Below are 15158 nucleotides of genomic sequence, written 5' to 3'. Positions count from 1 at the left end.
ATTTGAAGTTAAAAGATGAGAATTTATATCTCATCAGTTAAATTTAGCCGTTGTTTTTGGCCTGCGCCTCTTCGCGCTCTTTCTTTTGTCTTATGGCGGCTTCTTTTTGGATATTTTTTTGCTGAGTGACAAAAATATGCTCTTCAAGTGTGACTAGCTGAAAGACGCCCTCAAAGATCTTGATCTCTTTTACATAACCTATCACTTTTACCTCTCTTTTTCTGCTCTCTTCAAACCTTGCTTGTGCATCAAATTCGACCACATCGCCAAGTTTAAGCGGTCCAAAGAAATTTATCCTAGCACCGATGCTAACGCAAAACTCTTCATTTATAGCTAAAAGTGCTGCGTAGTTTGCCCCCATGAAGACAAAACCGCTATGTATGAGCCCCTCAGCGTCACTTACCATGTCAGCCGTGGTAAAAAATCTAGTTTTTGCGTGATTTTTCTCAAGTAAAAATGCCGTTCCGCTAAAATTTAGCTTTGTTAAAGGAGCTGTTTTTATCTCGTTTCTTAGCGGGTTTTCGTCCTCTGGGAGGATTATTTGCGACTCGTCTTTTGCTTCAAAAATATTTTCATCTGCCATATTTATCCTTAAATTTTAACTCTTACATAGGCTCTTTTTGGTGCTGGATAGCCCTCGATGGTCTTTGTGTTGTCGTCTGGGTCTAGGAAATTTCCAAGACTCTCTCCGTCTATCCACTGCGTTTTTCGCTGTTCGTTTAGATCAGTCGCCTTTGTATCAAGCAGGGTAAAGTCCTTAAATTTAGCCCTCTCGCACCAGTTACAAAGCGCGCTAAGCGTTGGCACAAAGTAGATATTTGGAATTTTTGAGTACCTATCTTTTGGACTTAGTGCAAAGTCGCCATCCATATCTATATACATCGTATCTAAAAATAGCTCGCCACCAGGATTTAGCGCGGTTTTTAGCTCTTTTAGCATCTTTATAGGATCACTTCTGTGATAGATGACACCAAGGCAAAAAATGGTGTCAAATTTCGCTGCGTATTCTGGCAAGCTCTCTACTCCAAGAAGCTCGTAGGTGATATTTGAGCGGATAAATTTATTTAAAAACTTAAACTGTAAAAATGTATGCACGCTAGGGTCAAAGCCAGTTATGCTTTTTGGGCCGTACCCAAGCATCTTAAACATATAATATCCATTGTTACAACCCACGTCAGCCACACTTTTGTTAGCTAAATTTAGGTGGGGCGCTAGGATGTTAAATTTAATAAAACTTTGCCACTCGCTATCTATATATATATCATCAAGCAAAAATGGCCCTTTTCGCCAAGGCTTTAGACTAATGGCGAGGTTGTAAATTTCATCTTTTTTAGCTTGGTCTAAATTTTTAAATTTGACATTTACGCTATCAGAGAGGCTAAATTCGCAGTCAAAATTTGATAAATTTTCTATTTTATTTAAAATTTGCTTTTGCTGCTCGTTAAATTTGCTAAGATCCACGCTATTTCCAGTCGACGATGTTATGCGGACACTCTTTTTGGTAGGTGCCAGTCGCGTCATAATACTCTTTACAATCATTATAATATTGAGTCGAAACTCCACGCTCATTCATATAAAGACAACCGTTGCAAAATAGCGCTATAAAGCCTAAAAATATAATCTTTTTCATGTGGCGGATTTTATCATAAATAAAAATTTTATGCTAGAATAGCAGGCAGTTTTAGAGCCAAGTTTGGCTAAGATTAAGCAAAAAGGCATTTTATGCAAAGAAGAGATTTTTTTAAATTCAGTAGTTTTTTAGGTGCAGCAAGTCTGCTTCCAAGTGTCACTCTAGCTAGCGACGAGCCAGCAAACCCAGTGGTTAGAAATTTCGACGTAAATTTCAAACACCAGCTTCTTGAAAAGGGCAAAAGCTCAAGAATTTGGTTGCCCCTTCCACTAAGCACCACTTATCAGCAACTAACCCAAGACTACGTCATAAACACAACCGCTAAAAACGTCTATATCTCAGACACGCTAATACCAACAATGTATGGCGAATTTGAAGAAAATGAGCAAAGACCTATTTTAAATATCCAGTTTAAAATTCAAACAACAGAGCGCAATACCGACTTTAGCAAGGTAAATTTCGATCCAAACGAGAAGGTCGATCCTGCGATTTTGGAGTTTTTAAAACCAACTTCACACATCCCAACTGACGGTGTCGTAAGAGCAAAAGCGCTAGAGATTATCGGCAATACTAAAGGCGATTTGGAGCGCGCAAAAGCGATCTATACGTGGGTTGCAAACACTATGCAGCGCGATAACAGCATCCTTGGATGTGGCACAGGCGATGTTAAAGCCATACTTGAAAGTGGCAAACTAGTTGGCAAATGCACCGACATAAACTCAGTTTTCGTGGGACTTTGCAGATCAGTTGGCATCCCTGCAAGAGAAATTTTTGGTATCAGGGTTGGTCAGTCTAGATTTTCAGATCAGATGGGTAGCGCAAAAGATGGCGTGGCTAAAATTTCAGGCGGACAGCACTGCAGGGCTGAGTTTTACTTAAAAGGCTATGGTTGGATACCGGTTGATCCAGCGGATGTCACAAAGGTAAGACTGGGCGAGAAATTAACAAACGATGACGCTAAGATCGTAGCTGTTAGGGATTATTGCTTTGGTAACTGGGAGATGTGCTGGATAGGCTTTAACTACGGACGCGACTTTATCTTAAAGCCAACTCCAGAACAAACTCCGCTAAATAACTTTGGCTATCCATATGCTGAGGTTGATGGCAACACACAAAACTACTATTCGCCAAAAGAATTTAGCTACGACTACGTCTCAACAGAGCTAAAATGAGAGCCTTTTGGCTGATACTAACATCCATAGGTAGTGCTATCGGCGCTACCTTGTGCTGCTTGCCGGCACTTCTTTTTCTGCTTTTTGGCACTTCTTTTTCATTTCTATCTTGGACACAAAATTTATACGAGTACCGCGTCCCTTTAAGCGTCGTGGCAGTCATTTGCTTTGTGATCTCAGGTATCGCTCTGTTTTACAAGCCAAAAAGCTGCAACCTAAGCTATAAAAAGAAAAAATGGATACTTATATATATACTTTTTGGAGTGATTTTGCTTTTACTCCTTACATATCCGGAGCTTTTAGGAGAAATTTATGCGTAAAATTTTAGTTTTAGCCCTTGTTGCACTTAGTTGCTACGCTGAGAAAACGATAGAAATTTCAGTGCCTAGTATGCACTGTCCGCTTTGCACGGCGATAGTAAGAAAGGCCGCACTTAGCGTTGAGGGCGTAAAAAAGGCAGACGTGTCGCTAAAGGAGCGAAAAGCTGTCGTTGTAGCAGATGATAAGGTCGATGAAAAAGAGCTTTTAAAGGCGGTCGATGCGACTGGCTATAAGGGTGAGATAAAATAAATTTAAAGGAGGCAAATATGTCAAAGAGCGAAGTTTTAACGAAATTTGAGACACTTGCGTCGATACCGCACTGCAGTTACGAGACTGATAAGATGCGTGATTTTTTAGCTGATTTTGCAAGAGATAAGGGCTGTGAAGTTGTGGTCGATAGCTTTGGCAACGTTCATGCATTCAAAGGCAAGCCAAAAATTTGCTTGCAAAGCCACTACGATATGGTCTGCATGGGCGATGCGCCAAAGATCGAGATAGTTTATGGCGATGATGGCTATATGAGAGCTAAAAACTCATCTTTGGGCGCTGATAACGGCATAGGCGTGGCTATCATGATGCAGATGATAAGCGAATTTGATGACATTGAGTGCCTTTTTACAAACAACGAAGAAGTTGGCATGGTCGGTGCTGCTGGTTTTAGTGGCAATCTTTTAGCCGATAAGCTTTTAAATTTAGACAGCGAAGAGGACGACCGCGTCACTATCGGCTGCGCTGGTGGTATAAATTTATTTGCTACTATCGCGCTAGAAAGCAAAAAAACAAAAGAGAGCACGCTTTATGAAGTAAAAGTAAGCGGCCTACCTGGCGGACACTCTGGCAATGAGATACATAAAAATATCCCAAATGCGATCAAGGTTTTGGCGGCATTTGTCACTAAAAATGGCTGCAGGCTTGTTAAATTTGAAGGTGGCGAGCGAAGCAACTCTATCCCAAGTGGTGCAACTGCACTGGTTTTAAGCTATAAAGAGCTAAAGAGCGAGTGTGAGAATTTAAGCGTGAAAAAGCTTGGCGTGGGAGATGAAATTTTAGAAAATGGTGAGAAAATTTTAGCTTTAATCAACTCATTTTCACAAGGTGTAAGAGCCTACAACTGCGAGCTAGGCATACCGCAAGATAGTGTCAATCTCTCTTTGGCAAAGATCAAAGACGACGGCACGCTTGAAGTGGAGTTTTTTGCAAGGTCAATGAGTAAAGACGGGCTAAATAGAATGGAGTTTGAAATTTCTGAGCTTGCAAAAGCAGTTGGCTTTCATGTTATTTCAAAAGATAGAAACCCTGCTTGGAAGCCAGTTAATGATAAATTTGCAAACGATATTTTAGAAGAGCTAAAAATTTATAAGCCAGAAGCTAGGATAACAGCCGTGCATGCAGGCCTTGAGTGTGGAGTGCTTTTGGAGAAAAAAGTAGGTCTTAGTGCATGTTCAATAGGACCAAACATCTACTCACCTCACTCTACTAGAGAGCACTGCGAAGTTGCCTCTGCACTTTTTATCGAAAAAGTCGTTCGCGGTATCGTTAAAAAGTACAACTCTTAAAAAACTAAAATTTGCTAGAAATTTCTAGCAAATTTTTCTATATCACCTTATCTTTGCTTTTACAAAGATCACTTAATATACACTCAAAACAAAGCGGTTTTTTAGCCTTGCAGGTGTAGCGCCCAAAAAGAACCATGCCTTGATGAAGCTTACCAAGGTCGGTTTTAAAGGCAAGACTTAGATCCTCTTCAGTCGCTTCTGGCGTCTTTGCGCTGCTTAAGCCAAGTCTATGTGATACTCTAAAAACATGCGTATCAACGGCCATTACATTTGCGTTTATAGCCTCTAAAAGCACGACGTGAGCGGTCTTTTGTCCAACTCCAGCAAGCGCTTTTAGCTTCTCTTCATCAAGTGGAATTTCTCCGTCATAAAGCTCAACCACGCTGTTTGCCATCTTGATTAAATTTACGGCTTTGTTGTTAAAAAAGCTGCATGAGTTTATCATGAGTTTTAGACTGGCCAAATTTGCACTTGCTAGCTCAAAAACATCTTTATATGCCTCAAATAGGGCAGGAGTGATCAAATTTACCCTTTTGTCGGTGCACTGAGCTGAGAGCATGACACAAACAAGAAGTTCATATAAATTTCTAAATTTTAGCTCGCTTTTAGCATCTTTAAATTCGTCCAAAAGTCTTCTTTTTATCTCTAAAATATCTTTTTTTGTTCTCATTTGGTTATTTTACCTAAAATTACAAGTTAAACGAAAAGTTACCGCATTATTTGATATAATCGTGCCTGAAAATCAATTTTTTAAAGGATTTATATGAAAAAATTTTTGTTTCCAGCAGTTTTAAGTTTAGCTGCAGCTGTCACTCTAAACGCAGCAGTAGTTGCAACAGTTGATGGCGATGCTATAAACGATAGCGATATCTCAGCACTTTTATCAGCAGCTATGCCAGGATTTGACGCTAGCAAGCTTCAACCAAATGAGAAAAAACGTATAATCGACGATCTAATCAACAGAAAACTTCTTTTAAAAGATGCAAAAGCGACAGGCATTGAAAAAGATGTTGATTACATCAAGGCTGTAAAAGCTGCACAAGAGGGCATCGCAGTTGAGCTTTATATGAGAAAACTATTTGACGGTATAAAAGTAAGCGATAGCGATTTAAGAGATTTTTATAACAAAAACAAAGCTAGCATGAACCAACCAGCTCAAGCAAGAGCAAGACATATCTTAGTTGAAGATGAAAAAACAGCAAACGACATCATCGCTCAACTTAAAAATTTAAAAGGTGAGGCTCTAACTAAGAAATTTGCAGAGCTAGCAAGCCAAAAATCAATCGACAAAGGCTCAGCAGCACACGGTGGCGAGCTTGGCTGGTTTGGTCAAAGCCAAATGGTAAAACCTTTTGCAGACGCAGCATTTTCAATGGCTAATGGCACAGTTTCAACTAAGCCAGTTAAAACTCAGTTTGGCTACCATGTTATCTTAAAAGAAGATGGCAAAGCAGCTGGCACTGTAAGCTTTGAGCAAGCAAAACCAGAGATCGAGCAAGCTGTAAAAATGGAGAAATTCCAAGCTGCTGTTAGACAAAAAAGTGAAGCTCTACGCCAAAAAGCAAAGATAGAATACAAATAAAATTTGGAGGATAAAATGGGCGTTTTAGATATCGTAAAACCTGGTGTTTTAAGCGGAGATGATGTAACAAAACTTTATGCTTATGCCAAAGAGCAAGGTTTTGCAATACCTGCTGTAAATGTCGTAGGCAGCGACTCGGTAAATGCTGTTTTAGAAGCGGCAAAGGTTGCTAACTCGCCTGTTATCGTTCAGTTTAGTAATGGCGGTGCAGGTTTTTACGCTGGTAAAGCCTGCGAAAATGCAGCCGTTCTTGGTGCGATCGCTGGAGCAAAGCACGTTCATCTACTTGCCAAGGCTTATGGCGTGCCAGTCATTTTACACACTGACCATGCCGCTAGAAAGCTTTTGCCTTGGATAGATGAGCTAGTAAAAGCAAGCCATGAGTATAAAAAAACTCACGGTGTGCCACTTTTTAGCTCTCACATGCTTGATCTTAGCGAAGAGAATATCAACGAAAATTTAAGCACATGCGAGAAGTATCTAAAAGAGCTTAGCGAGCTTGGCATCAGCCTAGAGATCGAGCTAGGCGTCACTGGTGGCGAAGAAGATGGCGTAGATAACACAAGCGTTGATAACGCACTTCTTTACACTCAGCCAGAAGATGTCGCGCTTGCTTATGAAAGACTAAGCAAAATAAGCGATAAATTTAGCATCGCAGCTAGTTTTGGTAACGTTCACGGCGTTTATAAACCAGGCAATGTCGTGCTAAGACCAGAAATTCTTAAAAACTCACAAGCCTATGTCGCTAAGAAATTTAACACAAAAAGCGACAAGCCAGTAAATTTTGTATTTCACGGCGGAAGTGGCAGCGAGCTAAAAGATATCAAAAATGCTGTAAGTTATGGCGTTATCAAGATGAACATTGACACCGATACGCAGTGGGCTTTCTGGGACGGCGTGCGTGAGTATGAGGCCAAAAATAGAGCATACTTGCAAGGTCAGATCGGCAACCCAGAGGGCGATGATAAGCCAAATAAAAAATACTACGATCCAAGGAAATGGCTAAGAAGTGGCGAGGAGAGCATGGTTAAGCGTCTTCAGACTGCTTTTAGTGACTTAAACTGCCTAAATAGGAACTAATCCTATGCAAAATCAAAATGATTTTAGTGAGCTAAGCGTGCCAAAAGAGCGCCAAGCTCACTCTTTCTTTGTCTTTTTTAAAGTTATCTTTATCCCTTTAGCTATCTATATCTTGGCGATACTAGCCTATCTTGGCGTTATAAATTTTCAGATGAAGCTTCACACCATCGTGATGATGGGCATTATACTCTTTGTTGCTTTTATATTTTCACGCCACAGCGCCTTGGTCGCTTACTCAAATTTCTTAGCAAATGCCAAAGACTACAAGATAAGGCTAAAAGAATTTATCATCGCTCATCTCTTTGAAATTTCAAGCGTCAAAAAGGCAAACGCTAAATTTGAAGATTTTTTTGAGAGCTATACAAGAAATTTTAGAAATGACAACCTAGCAAACATCGGCCAAGCAGTCTTTCCTATGCTTGGAATTTTGGGCACATTTATCAGTATCGCTATCTCTATGCCAAGCTTTAGCTCAAGCACAGCAAATGGACTTGAAAAAGAGATCGCTATACTGCTAAATGGCGTGGCTACGGCATTTTATGTATCGATATACGGCATATTTTTAGCGCTTTGGTGGATGTTTTTTGAAAAGATCGGCATTAGTAAATTTGAGAGATTTTACAGCGAGCAAAAAGAGTTAAGCCGTGAGTTTTTCTGGCAGGAAAATGAGCTAAATGCAAATTTCATGAAAGCAAGTATAGGCTACTTTAAAGATAGTCACGACGCCTTTAAAATGGTACTTGACGATAAATTTGTAAGAAATTTAAACGAGCAAGTAAATGAGAAATTTAACAGCCTAAAAGAGATTTGCGAGGTTGAAAAAAATATTATCAATCAAAGCAAGGCAGAGCTTAGCGCAAGTTTAAAAATGCTAAATGAAGCTAGCCTAAAACAAGATGAGTTTGCAAAGATCCACTCCGATATATTAAAGGCAGTTGGCGCGTTTTCTAATGCTTTTAAAGATATGGAGGTTAAAATTTTAACCGAGCATGCAAAACTTGGCGAAATTTTTAGTAGAAATTTAAACGCCACGAAAGAGAGCCAGCTTAAATTTGAGCAGACTATCAAGAGTTTTGATGCCATTTTAAAAGAATTTTCTCTCTCTTTGATGAAAGAGCAAAACGAGGCATTAAAGGCGTTTAGAACCTCGCTCGTGGAGAGTGCTACGATATTTAAGGCGGCTTATGAGCAAGAGGGCAGGAGCTTGGAGCGTGAAAAAGAGCGCGAGAGCCTCATTGCTGAGCTTAAGAAGAACATAGACGAGATCGATAAAGAAGCAAATTCTGTAATAGAAAAAATCGAAAATCTAGTGCAATGAAAATAGACAAAAATAACGAAGATCAATCGAGCTTTTGGGTTTCGTACGCAGACTTGATGGCGGGTCTGCTCTTTGTTTTTATGCTGCTAATCGGCGCTGTCGTTGTAAAATACGTCCTAACTCAAAACACCCTTGAAAATAAAGAGCAAGCTATCATCGCAGCACTAGCAAATTTAAAAGACGCTCAGGGCAAGAATTTTACCCTCGAAGAGCTAAATGATGCCCTAAAAAGCGAGCTTTCAAAGATAAGCGACGAAAACATAAATTTAAAAAAATCAAATGAAATTTTTGTCATCCAAATAGACGCCCTAAAAGAAAAGCTAGCCCAGCTCATAGAGGAAAACAAGGACGCAAATGCGAGCATAAAAGAGCTAAATGCTAGCATTTTTGATCTAAACCAAAAAATGATCGTGCTAAATGATGAAATTTCATCAAAAGATAGAGCGCTAAGCGACGCAAATGTAAGCAGCGAGAAAAATTTAGCCAAGATCGCCTTTTTGCTCGAGCAAGTAAGCAAAAAAGAGGCTAGATATGACGAGCTTTTAAGGGATCTAAACGTCACTCGTGACAGGGTCAAAAACCTAACTGGCATAAGAGTAAAAGTGATCTCGGCTTTAAAAGACAGGCTAGGATCTAGCATCGAGATCGACCCAAACTCAGGCGCGCTAAAGCTTAGCTCATCAGTACTTTTTGACAAGGGCAGTGCGGTCTTAAAAGAAGAGGTCAAAGAGGAGCTAAAAGCCACGCTTAGTAAGTATTTTGACGTGCTTTTAAATGATAAAGAGATCGCCTCAAACATCGATCAGATCGTCATAGAGGGCTTTACAGATAGCGACGGAAGCTACATTTATAACCTAGAGCTTTCGCAAAAAAGAGCCTACGCGGTGATGGAGTTTATAAATTCATTTAGTGACGATGCACGCCTTAGAAAGCTGCTTGTCGCAAGTGGCAGAAGCTACAACGAGCTAGTTTTTAAAGATGGAGCCGAGGACAAGGACGCTTCAAGACGCATCGAGATCAAATTTTCACTCTCAAACAAAGAGGCTATCAACGAGATAGAGAAATTTTTGGAGTTTAAGGGTGATTGATAAAATTCGCTTAAGAGGGCGAGAATTTTGGCTTTTAAGGGACGATCTGCTAGGCGAGTTTAACGGTAACAAAGCAAGAAAACTAGAGTATTTTCTAAAGGCTGATCTTGGCGGCATCAAAGCCATCGTATCTCACGGCTCAAGCCAGTCAAATGCCATGTATAGCCTAAGTCTTTTTGCCAAGCTAAAAGGGCTTAAATTTTACTACGTTGTCTCTCATCTAAGCTCAAATTTAGAGCAAGATCCAGTTGGAAATTTCAAATTTGCACTTGAAAATGGCATGGAAATTTTTGTGAAAGAGGAGCGCGAGAAATTTGCTAAAGAGCTAGCAAATAGCAAAAATGCGCTCTTTATAAACGAGGGCATGGCGCAGAGTGAGGCTGAGCTTGGCTTTACCACGCAAGCAAATGAGATAAATGAGTGGAGTAAAAAAAGTGGCATAAGGCCTGATATCTTCTTACCCTCAGGCACAGGTACAAGCGCATGTTATCTAGCAAAGCACACTGATCTTAATGTCTTTACAACCCCTTGCGTAGGGGATAGCGACTATCTAAAAAAGCAAATTTACGAGCTAGATAAAAACAGCAAAGTGCAAATTTTAAATCCCCCAAAGAAGTATCATTTTGGAAATTTATACAAAGAGCTTTATGAAATTTGGCTTGAGGTTTGTAAAAGTGGCGTGGAATTTGAGCTTATCTACGACCCAGTGGGCTTTATGACGCTTTTTGCAAATTTAGACAAGCTTGGGAGCGAAATTTTATATATCCACCAGGGCGGAATTTTGGGTAACATTACACAAAAACAAAGATATGAGAGAAAACTAAAAATAAAGGATCATAAATGAAATTTTTACACAGCAGCGACGCTGACTTTGAGAGTAGATTTTCGCAGCTTGTTAGGCGAAGCGACAACGATATGAGTGCCGTGATGCCAGTGGTTGCAGGCATCATAGATGAGATAAGAAAAGATGGCGATAGCGCGCTTTTTGCACAAATAAGCAAATTTGATAAATTTAATGTCACAAGCAAAAACGACATAATAATCGACGTAAAAGAGATGGAAGCAGCCTATAACTCGCTAGATAACGCCCTAAGAGTGGCTCTAAATTTAGCCCACGACAGGATAAAAAGCTATCACGAGCGCACAAAGCCAAGCGACTGGACATATAAGGACGAGCACGACATCTTGCTTGGCGCAAAATACACCCCAGTTGATCGCGCTGGCCTTTATATCCCAGGCGGCAAGGCGGCATATCCTAGCTCACTTCTTATGAACGCTATCCCAGCAATCGTAGCAGGCGTAAAAGAGATCGTAGTTTGCACTCCAGCGCCAAATGGCAAGGTAAATCCTCTACTTCTTGCTGCGATGCATCTATGTGGCATTAAAACAGCCTTTAAAATAGGCGGCGCAAGCGCGATCGCAGCGATGGCGTACGGCACAGCAACCGTGCCAAAGGTCGATGTCATCACAGGACCTGGCAACATCTACGTAGCGACAGCTAAAAAGCTAGTTTATGGCGACGTAAATATCGATATGATCGCAGGTCCAAGCGAGATAGGCGTGATAGCTGATGATAGTGCGGACCCTCGCCACATAGCGATCGATCTACTCTCACAAGCCGAGCACGACGAGATCGCAAGTGCCTTTTTGATAACGCCAGTGGAGGCCTTTGCAAGGGCAGTGCAAAGGCATATAGAGGACGAGCTAAAAACTCTAAAACGAGAGCCAATCGCGAGTGCTAGCATGAGAAACAAAGCTGCTATCATCGTCGCAAAAGACTTGCAGGAGTGCTTTAAACTGATGAACGAGCTTGCTGTGGAGCATCTAGAGATCGCTACAAACGATGCTTTGAGCTATATGGACGAGGTAAAACACGCTGGAGCGATATTTTTTGGACACTTCACGCCTGAAGCGATGGGCGACTATTTAGCTGGACCAAACCATACCTTGCCAACTGGCGGAAGTGCGAGATTTTACTCACCGCTTGGAGTTGAAAATTTCATGAAGCGAAGCTCTATCATCTCAGTTAGCAGAAAAGGCATCATGCACCTTGGCAAACCATGCATGCAGCTAGCCGAAGCCGAAGGACTAACGGCCCATAAAAGATCAATTGCTGTGAGACTAGAAGACTAAAAAAGGCGAAGAATTTAGGAAAAATGGCTTTTTTTCTAAATTCTTTTTATAATATTTTTTGCTTTAAGAAATATTTTTGCAACTTTTTATGAAATTTATAGTAAAATCCATCACGAAACTACTAAAAAAGGAGTTGATATGAAGTTAGGAACTTATACTGCAAACCAGGCTTCAGGAAACTATTATTTAGATCAAGCTAAAAATAGCGAGAAAAAGGCGCTAAACGCCATCTCTGCAAATAGCGAGATCAAAGCATCAGGTGCAAATTTGCAAATCGCAGAGAGCTTACTTTCGCAAACAAATGTCCTAAACGAGGGCATGGCAAATGCAAACGATATGATCGGCATGCTCCAGATCGCTGACTCAACGCTTTTAAATTTAAGCGAGAGTGCGGATAAGATCGGTGAGTTATCAAGCAAGCTTTCAAACCCAGCTCTTTCAGCTAACGAGCAAAAGGGCATAAGAGGCGAGATAAATGCGCTAAAAAATGCGATGAGCGACAGCGTAAAAGAGGCTAAATTTAACGGTAAAAACGTTTTTGACGCTGAGCTTGGATTTTTCACAGGCGAGGGTACAAAAAATATAAATTTAAGCACAAATGCTCTTTTGGATGTAAGAGAGGATGGTTCAAATTCGGGCGATATTTTGAAAAATATAAATTCACTTCGCTCTGAGATCGGCTCGACACAAAACGCTGTATTTAGAGGTATGAACGCTCTAGCTGCTAGAAGCGTAGCAAACGCTAATAGCGTAGAAAACCTTGATAGTAGCGACATCGCAAAGAGCTTGGAAGAAAATTTACAAGCAAATTTAAAGCTACATGCTGCATCTTTAGCTAAAGCTCACGATACTACGAGCTTGGCTGCAAAACTAGATAAACTTCTAGGCGAATAAATTTTTACCGGTCTTGTGCCGGTAAAACTCTCTTTTTTTATTTCTATTTTTTTAACTTATAAAACATATTTATAAATTAAAATTTTATACTTTTTAGTTATTGTTTTTAGAATTTGATTGAAATTTTGTAGCAAGTGCACCATTTTTTATCTATTTTTATAGCAAGTGTACCCTCAAAACGAAGGTTAAATTAATTATGCTTTAAGATGATAGCCATATGCAATGTTTAAAACAATTTTTGTGTATAGATGCTATAAATTCTTCAAAGAGAAAGTCCTTTAAAGGGTATAGACGCTAATAATTTACCAAAAGAAAAGCTGTCTAAACAATAGTATATACACAAAAATAGGACAAAAATGCCATACAAAAACATTAAATTTCTTACTAATCTTTTTTGGTGCTTTGAATGTAAAAATAACATAATTATAGACTAGTATATAAATTTGATTTTAGAAATTTAAAGAATTTAGATGCGGACGCCCAAAAGGGCAGGGCTTGTTAGCCCTCGATGTAGTTTTTGAGTTTTCTACCAACTTTTGGGTGTTTTAGTTTTTTAATAGCCGAGCTTTCTATCTGGCGGACGCGCTCACGAGTGACGTTTAATGCCTTACCGATCTCTTCAAGTGTGCGGTCGCTCTCATCTTCAAGCAAGCCAAATCTCATGGAAATAACCGCCTTTTCGCGCTCATTTAGCTGCGAGAGCACATCGTCGATCTGCTCTCTAAGGTCACTTTTTAAAATTTGATCTATCGGTGATAGAGAAGTTTTGTCTTCAACAAAATCTCCAAATTTACCGTCCTCTTCGTTTGCGATAGGAGCTTCAAGGCTGATAGGCTCTTTTGTTATCTTAATCACCTGTTTTACCTTATCAACGCTTAGTCCGACCTCTTTTGCGATGACGCTTACGTCAGGCTCTTTTCCCTCTTCTTGGAGGTATTTTCGGTTGATTTTGTTGATACGATTGATCGTCTCTATCATGTGGATAGGTATCCTAATCGTCCTTGCCTGATCGGCGATCGCACGCGAGATAGCCTGGCGGATCCACCATGTGGCGTAGGTTGAAAATTTATAGCCTTTTCTATATTCAAATTTATCAACCGCCTTCATAAGGCCGATGTTGCCCTCTTGGATGAGATCTAAAAACGGCAAGCCCCTGTTTGTATAGCGTTTCGCGATACTTACGACTAGACGGAGGTTTGACTTGGCCATTCTAGCTTTTGCTTCGTCTGAAATTTTCTTTCCACGTTTGATCTGCTCTAAAATTTCTTTTAGTCTTGCTGGCTCAAGGTCAAAGCCTTGTTTGCTCGCCTCTTTTGTCGTAAAAAGTTTTTTGATCTCGACGTATGTTGAGACCATCGTAGCCTCTGGCACGCGAGCTGCGATCTCTTCTTTGCTAAGCTTGATGATATCTTTTAATATGCTTTTGTGATTTTTCTTAAGCTCGTCACTAAACATCGGTAAGCGATACTCCAAGCGTTTTAGCTCTCTGTCAAATTCATCGTCGCTTTTTAGTGCTGTCTCCATTGATTTTACGATCTCGCTAATTAGCTTACTTGTTGGGCCAAGGTCCATCAGCTTCTCTTTTAAAATTTTCTTTTTAAACGCAAGCGTCATCTTTGAAGCTGTGTCGTCGCTTTCTACTTTATCTTGCTTGTTCGCGGTCTTTAGCCACTCTTTTTTAGCCTTTTCAAGGGCTTTAAAGCTCTCTATAACTTTTTCTGCGCGCTTGTCGTTTTTGGCTGATTTTTTAGGAGCTTCGTTCTCTTCGTTATCCTCATCCTCTTCATCTATATCCTCTTCGCCATCTTCGTTTTCATTTTCGCTCTCATCTTCAAAGCTTTTAAAAAGCTCTTTTACACGGCGTTCTCTATTGATGAGCGGCTCTTTGTAATCAAGTATGAAATCGATCAAAAACGGCACCGAACAAAATGCGTCGATGATGATATCTTCGCCAAGCTCGATCCTCTTGCTGATTTCCACCTCCTCTTCTTTTGTAAGAAGTGCGATCTGACCCATCTCTCTTAGATACATCCTTACTGGACTATCTGATCTTGACCACTCTAAAAGGTCGCTCTCACTTGAAAGATCGAGGTCCTCGTCGATATCTTGATCACTTTTTTGAGCATTTTCTTGACGTTTTTTGGCGTCAGCTAAATTTCTAAGCTTTGCAGCTTCAGCAGATGTGATGAGCTGAACTTTGTTTGTTTTTGCTAGTTGTTCTATCTTCTTTACTATCGTAGCCGTCGGAGCTTTGTCTAATAATTTTACTAATTTTTCGTATGTCAAAAAGCCTTTTGCATTTTCAACAAAAAGCTCTTCTATCTGAGAAAAAGAGTCTTTTGCGGCGCTCATAAAATTCCTTTCAAATCGTATCATCGTGATTT

At 40.1% G+C, this 15158-nt stretch carries 16 protein-coding genes; 11 read left to right on the top strand and 5 right to left on the bottom strand.

All coding sequences use genetic code 11. The annotated features are described in order from the left end of the window. Positions 1 to 43: 43 nt before the first annotated feature. Genes G6W41_RS02895 through G6W41_RS10100 form a run of 3 tightly spaced genes read right to left on the bottom strand, consistent with a single transcriptional unit; the run spans position 44 to position 1630 of the window. The gene (locus tag G6W41_RS02895; RefSeq protein ID WP_087580924.1) at positions 44 to 583 is read right to left on the bottom strand and encodes a thioesterase; all 540 of its coding nucleotides are present in this window, start codon (positions 581 to 583) and stop codon (positions 44 to 46) included. An 8-nt stretch (positions 584 to 591) separates the two neighbouring features. Then, complete coding sequence (gene cmoB, locus G6W41_RS02890; RefSeq protein WP_194170600.1) at positions 592 to 1461, bottom strand: tRNA 5-methoxyuridine(34)/uridine 5-oxyacetic acid(34) synthase CmoB; 870 nt, start codon at positions 1459 to 1461, stop codon at positions 592 to 594. A 1-nt stretch (position 1462) separates the two neighbouring features. After that, positions 1463 to 1630: a hypothetical protein gene (locus tag G6W41_RS10100; protein WP_002942642.1), complete on the bottom strand. Its 168-nt coding sequence runs from the start codon at positions 1628 to 1630 to the stop codon at positions 1463 to 1465. 92 nt (positions 1631 to 1722) lie between these two features. Here G6W41_RS10100 and G6W41_RS02885 point away from each other — a divergent pair, with 92 nt between their 5' ends. Genes G6W41_RS02885 through G6W41_RS02870 form a run of 4 tightly spaced genes read left to right on the top strand, consistent with a single transcriptional unit; the run spans position 1723 to position 4679 of the window. Continuing rightward, on the top strand, positions 1723 to 2802 hold the full coding sequence (locus G6W41_RS02885; RefSeq protein WP_103638221.1) for a transglutaminase-like domain-containing protein: 1080 nt from the start codon (positions 1723 to 1725) through the stop codon (positions 2800 to 2802). Continuing rightward, positions 2799 to 3122: a hypothetical protein gene (locus G6W41_RS02880; protein ID WP_021090140.1), complete on the top strand. Its 324-nt coding sequence runs from the start codon at positions 2799 to 2801 to the stop codon at positions 3120 to 3122. Before G6W41_RS02885 ends, G6W41_RS02880 begins: the two co-directional genes overlap by 4 nt. Next, positions 3115 to 3372 (top strand): heavy-metal-associated domain-containing protein, encoded by a 258-nt coding sequence (locus G6W41_RS02875; RefSeq protein ID WP_194170562.1) that lies wholly within the window; start codon positions 3115 to 3117, stop codon positions 3370 to 3372. Before G6W41_RS02880 ends, G6W41_RS02875 begins: the two co-directional genes overlap by 8 nt. A gap of 17 nt (positions 3373 to 3389) precedes the next feature. After that, complete coding sequence (locus G6W41_RS02870) at positions 3390 to 4679, top strand: M28 family peptidase (RefSeq protein WP_194170561.1); 1290 nt, start codon at positions 3390 to 3392, stop codon at positions 4677 to 4679. 37 nt (positions 4680 to 4716) lie between these two features. On the opposite strand, the gene nth is transcribed toward G6W41_RS02870, so the two are convergent. Next, positions 4717 to 5349, bottom strand: coding sequence for an endonuclease III (nth, locus tag G6W41_RS02865; RefSeq protein ID WP_196779795.1), 633 nt, complete (start codon positions 5347 to 5349; stop codon positions 4717 to 4719). Between the two features lie 93 nt (positions 5350 to 5442). On the opposite strand from nth, the gene G6W41_RS02860 reads away from it, so the two are divergent. The 7 genes from G6W41_RS02860 to G6W41_RS02830 all read left to right on the top strand — a co-directional run bounded on the left by G6W41_RS02860 (position 5443) and on the right by G6W41_RS02830 (position 12774). Beyond that, the gene (locus tag G6W41_RS02860; protein WP_009294116.1) at positions 5443 to 6261 is read left to right on the top strand and encodes a peptidylprolyl isomerase; all 819 of its coding nucleotides are present in this window, start codon (positions 5443 to 5445) and stop codon (positions 6259 to 6261) included. Positions 6262 to 6276: 15 nt separating this feature from the next. Then, positions 6277 to 7341 carry a class II fructose-bisphosphate aldolase gene (gene fbaA / locus G6W41_RS02855; RefSeq protein ID WP_009294115.1) on the top strand — a complete coding sequence of 355 codons (1065 nt, stop codon included), beginning with the start codon at positions 6277 to 6279 and terminating at the stop codon, positions 7339 to 7341. A gap of 4 nt (positions 7342 to 7345) precedes the next feature. Then, positions 7346 to 8659: a MotA/TolQ/ExbB proton channel family protein gene (locus G6W41_RS02850; protein ID WP_194170560.1), complete on the top strand. Its 1314-nt coding sequence runs from the start codon at positions 7346 to 7348 to the stop codon at positions 8657 to 8659. Next, entirely contained in the window at positions 8656 to 9747 is a 1092-nt protein-coding gene (locus tag G6W41_RS02845) for an OmpA family protein (RefSeq protein ID WP_194168892.1), read from the top strand. The genes G6W41_RS02850 and G6W41_RS02845 overlap by 4 nt, the downstream gene beginning before the upstream one ends. Beyond that, entirely contained in the window at positions 9740 to 10591 is an 852-nt protein-coding gene (locus tag G6W41_RS02840; RefSeq protein ID WP_194170559.1) for a pyridoxal-phosphate dependent enzyme, read from the top strand. The genes G6W41_RS02845 and G6W41_RS02840 overlap by 8 nt, the downstream gene beginning before the upstream one ends. Then, positions 10588 to 11880 carry a histidinol dehydrogenase gene (gene hisD, locus G6W41_RS02835; RefSeq protein WP_194170558.1) on the top strand — a complete coding sequence of 431 codons (1293 nt, stop codon included), beginning with the start codon at positions 10588 to 10590 and terminating at the stop codon, positions 11878 to 11880. Before G6W41_RS02840 ends, hisD begins: the two co-directional genes overlap by 4 nt. Before the next feature lie 138 nt (positions 11881 to 12018). Then, positions 12019 to 12774 (top strand): flagellin, encoded by a 756-nt coding sequence (locus tag G6W41_RS02830; protein WP_194170557.1) that lies wholly within the window; start codon positions 12019 to 12021, stop codon positions 12772 to 12774. Between the two features lie 498 nt (positions 12775 to 13272). Here G6W41_RS02830 and rpoD read toward each other — a convergent pair whose 3' ends face one another. Beyond that, complete coding sequence (gene rpoD, locus G6W41_RS02825; protein ID WP_103620488.1) at positions 13273 to 15126, bottom strand: RNA polymerase sigma factor RpoD; 1854 nt, start codon at positions 15124 to 15126, stop codon at positions 13273 to 13275. Between the last annotated feature and the right edge of the window lie 32 nt (positions 15127 to 15158).

Origin of the sequence: Campylobacter concisus (assembly GCF_015230035.1) — a bacterium.
GTDB lineage: Bacteria > Campylobacterota > Campylobacteria > Campylobacterales > Campylobacteraceae > Campylobacter_A > Campylobacter_A concisus_BK.
Note: the sequence above shows the minus strand (reverse complement) of the source record. Positions and strands in the feature narration are given on the sequence as shown.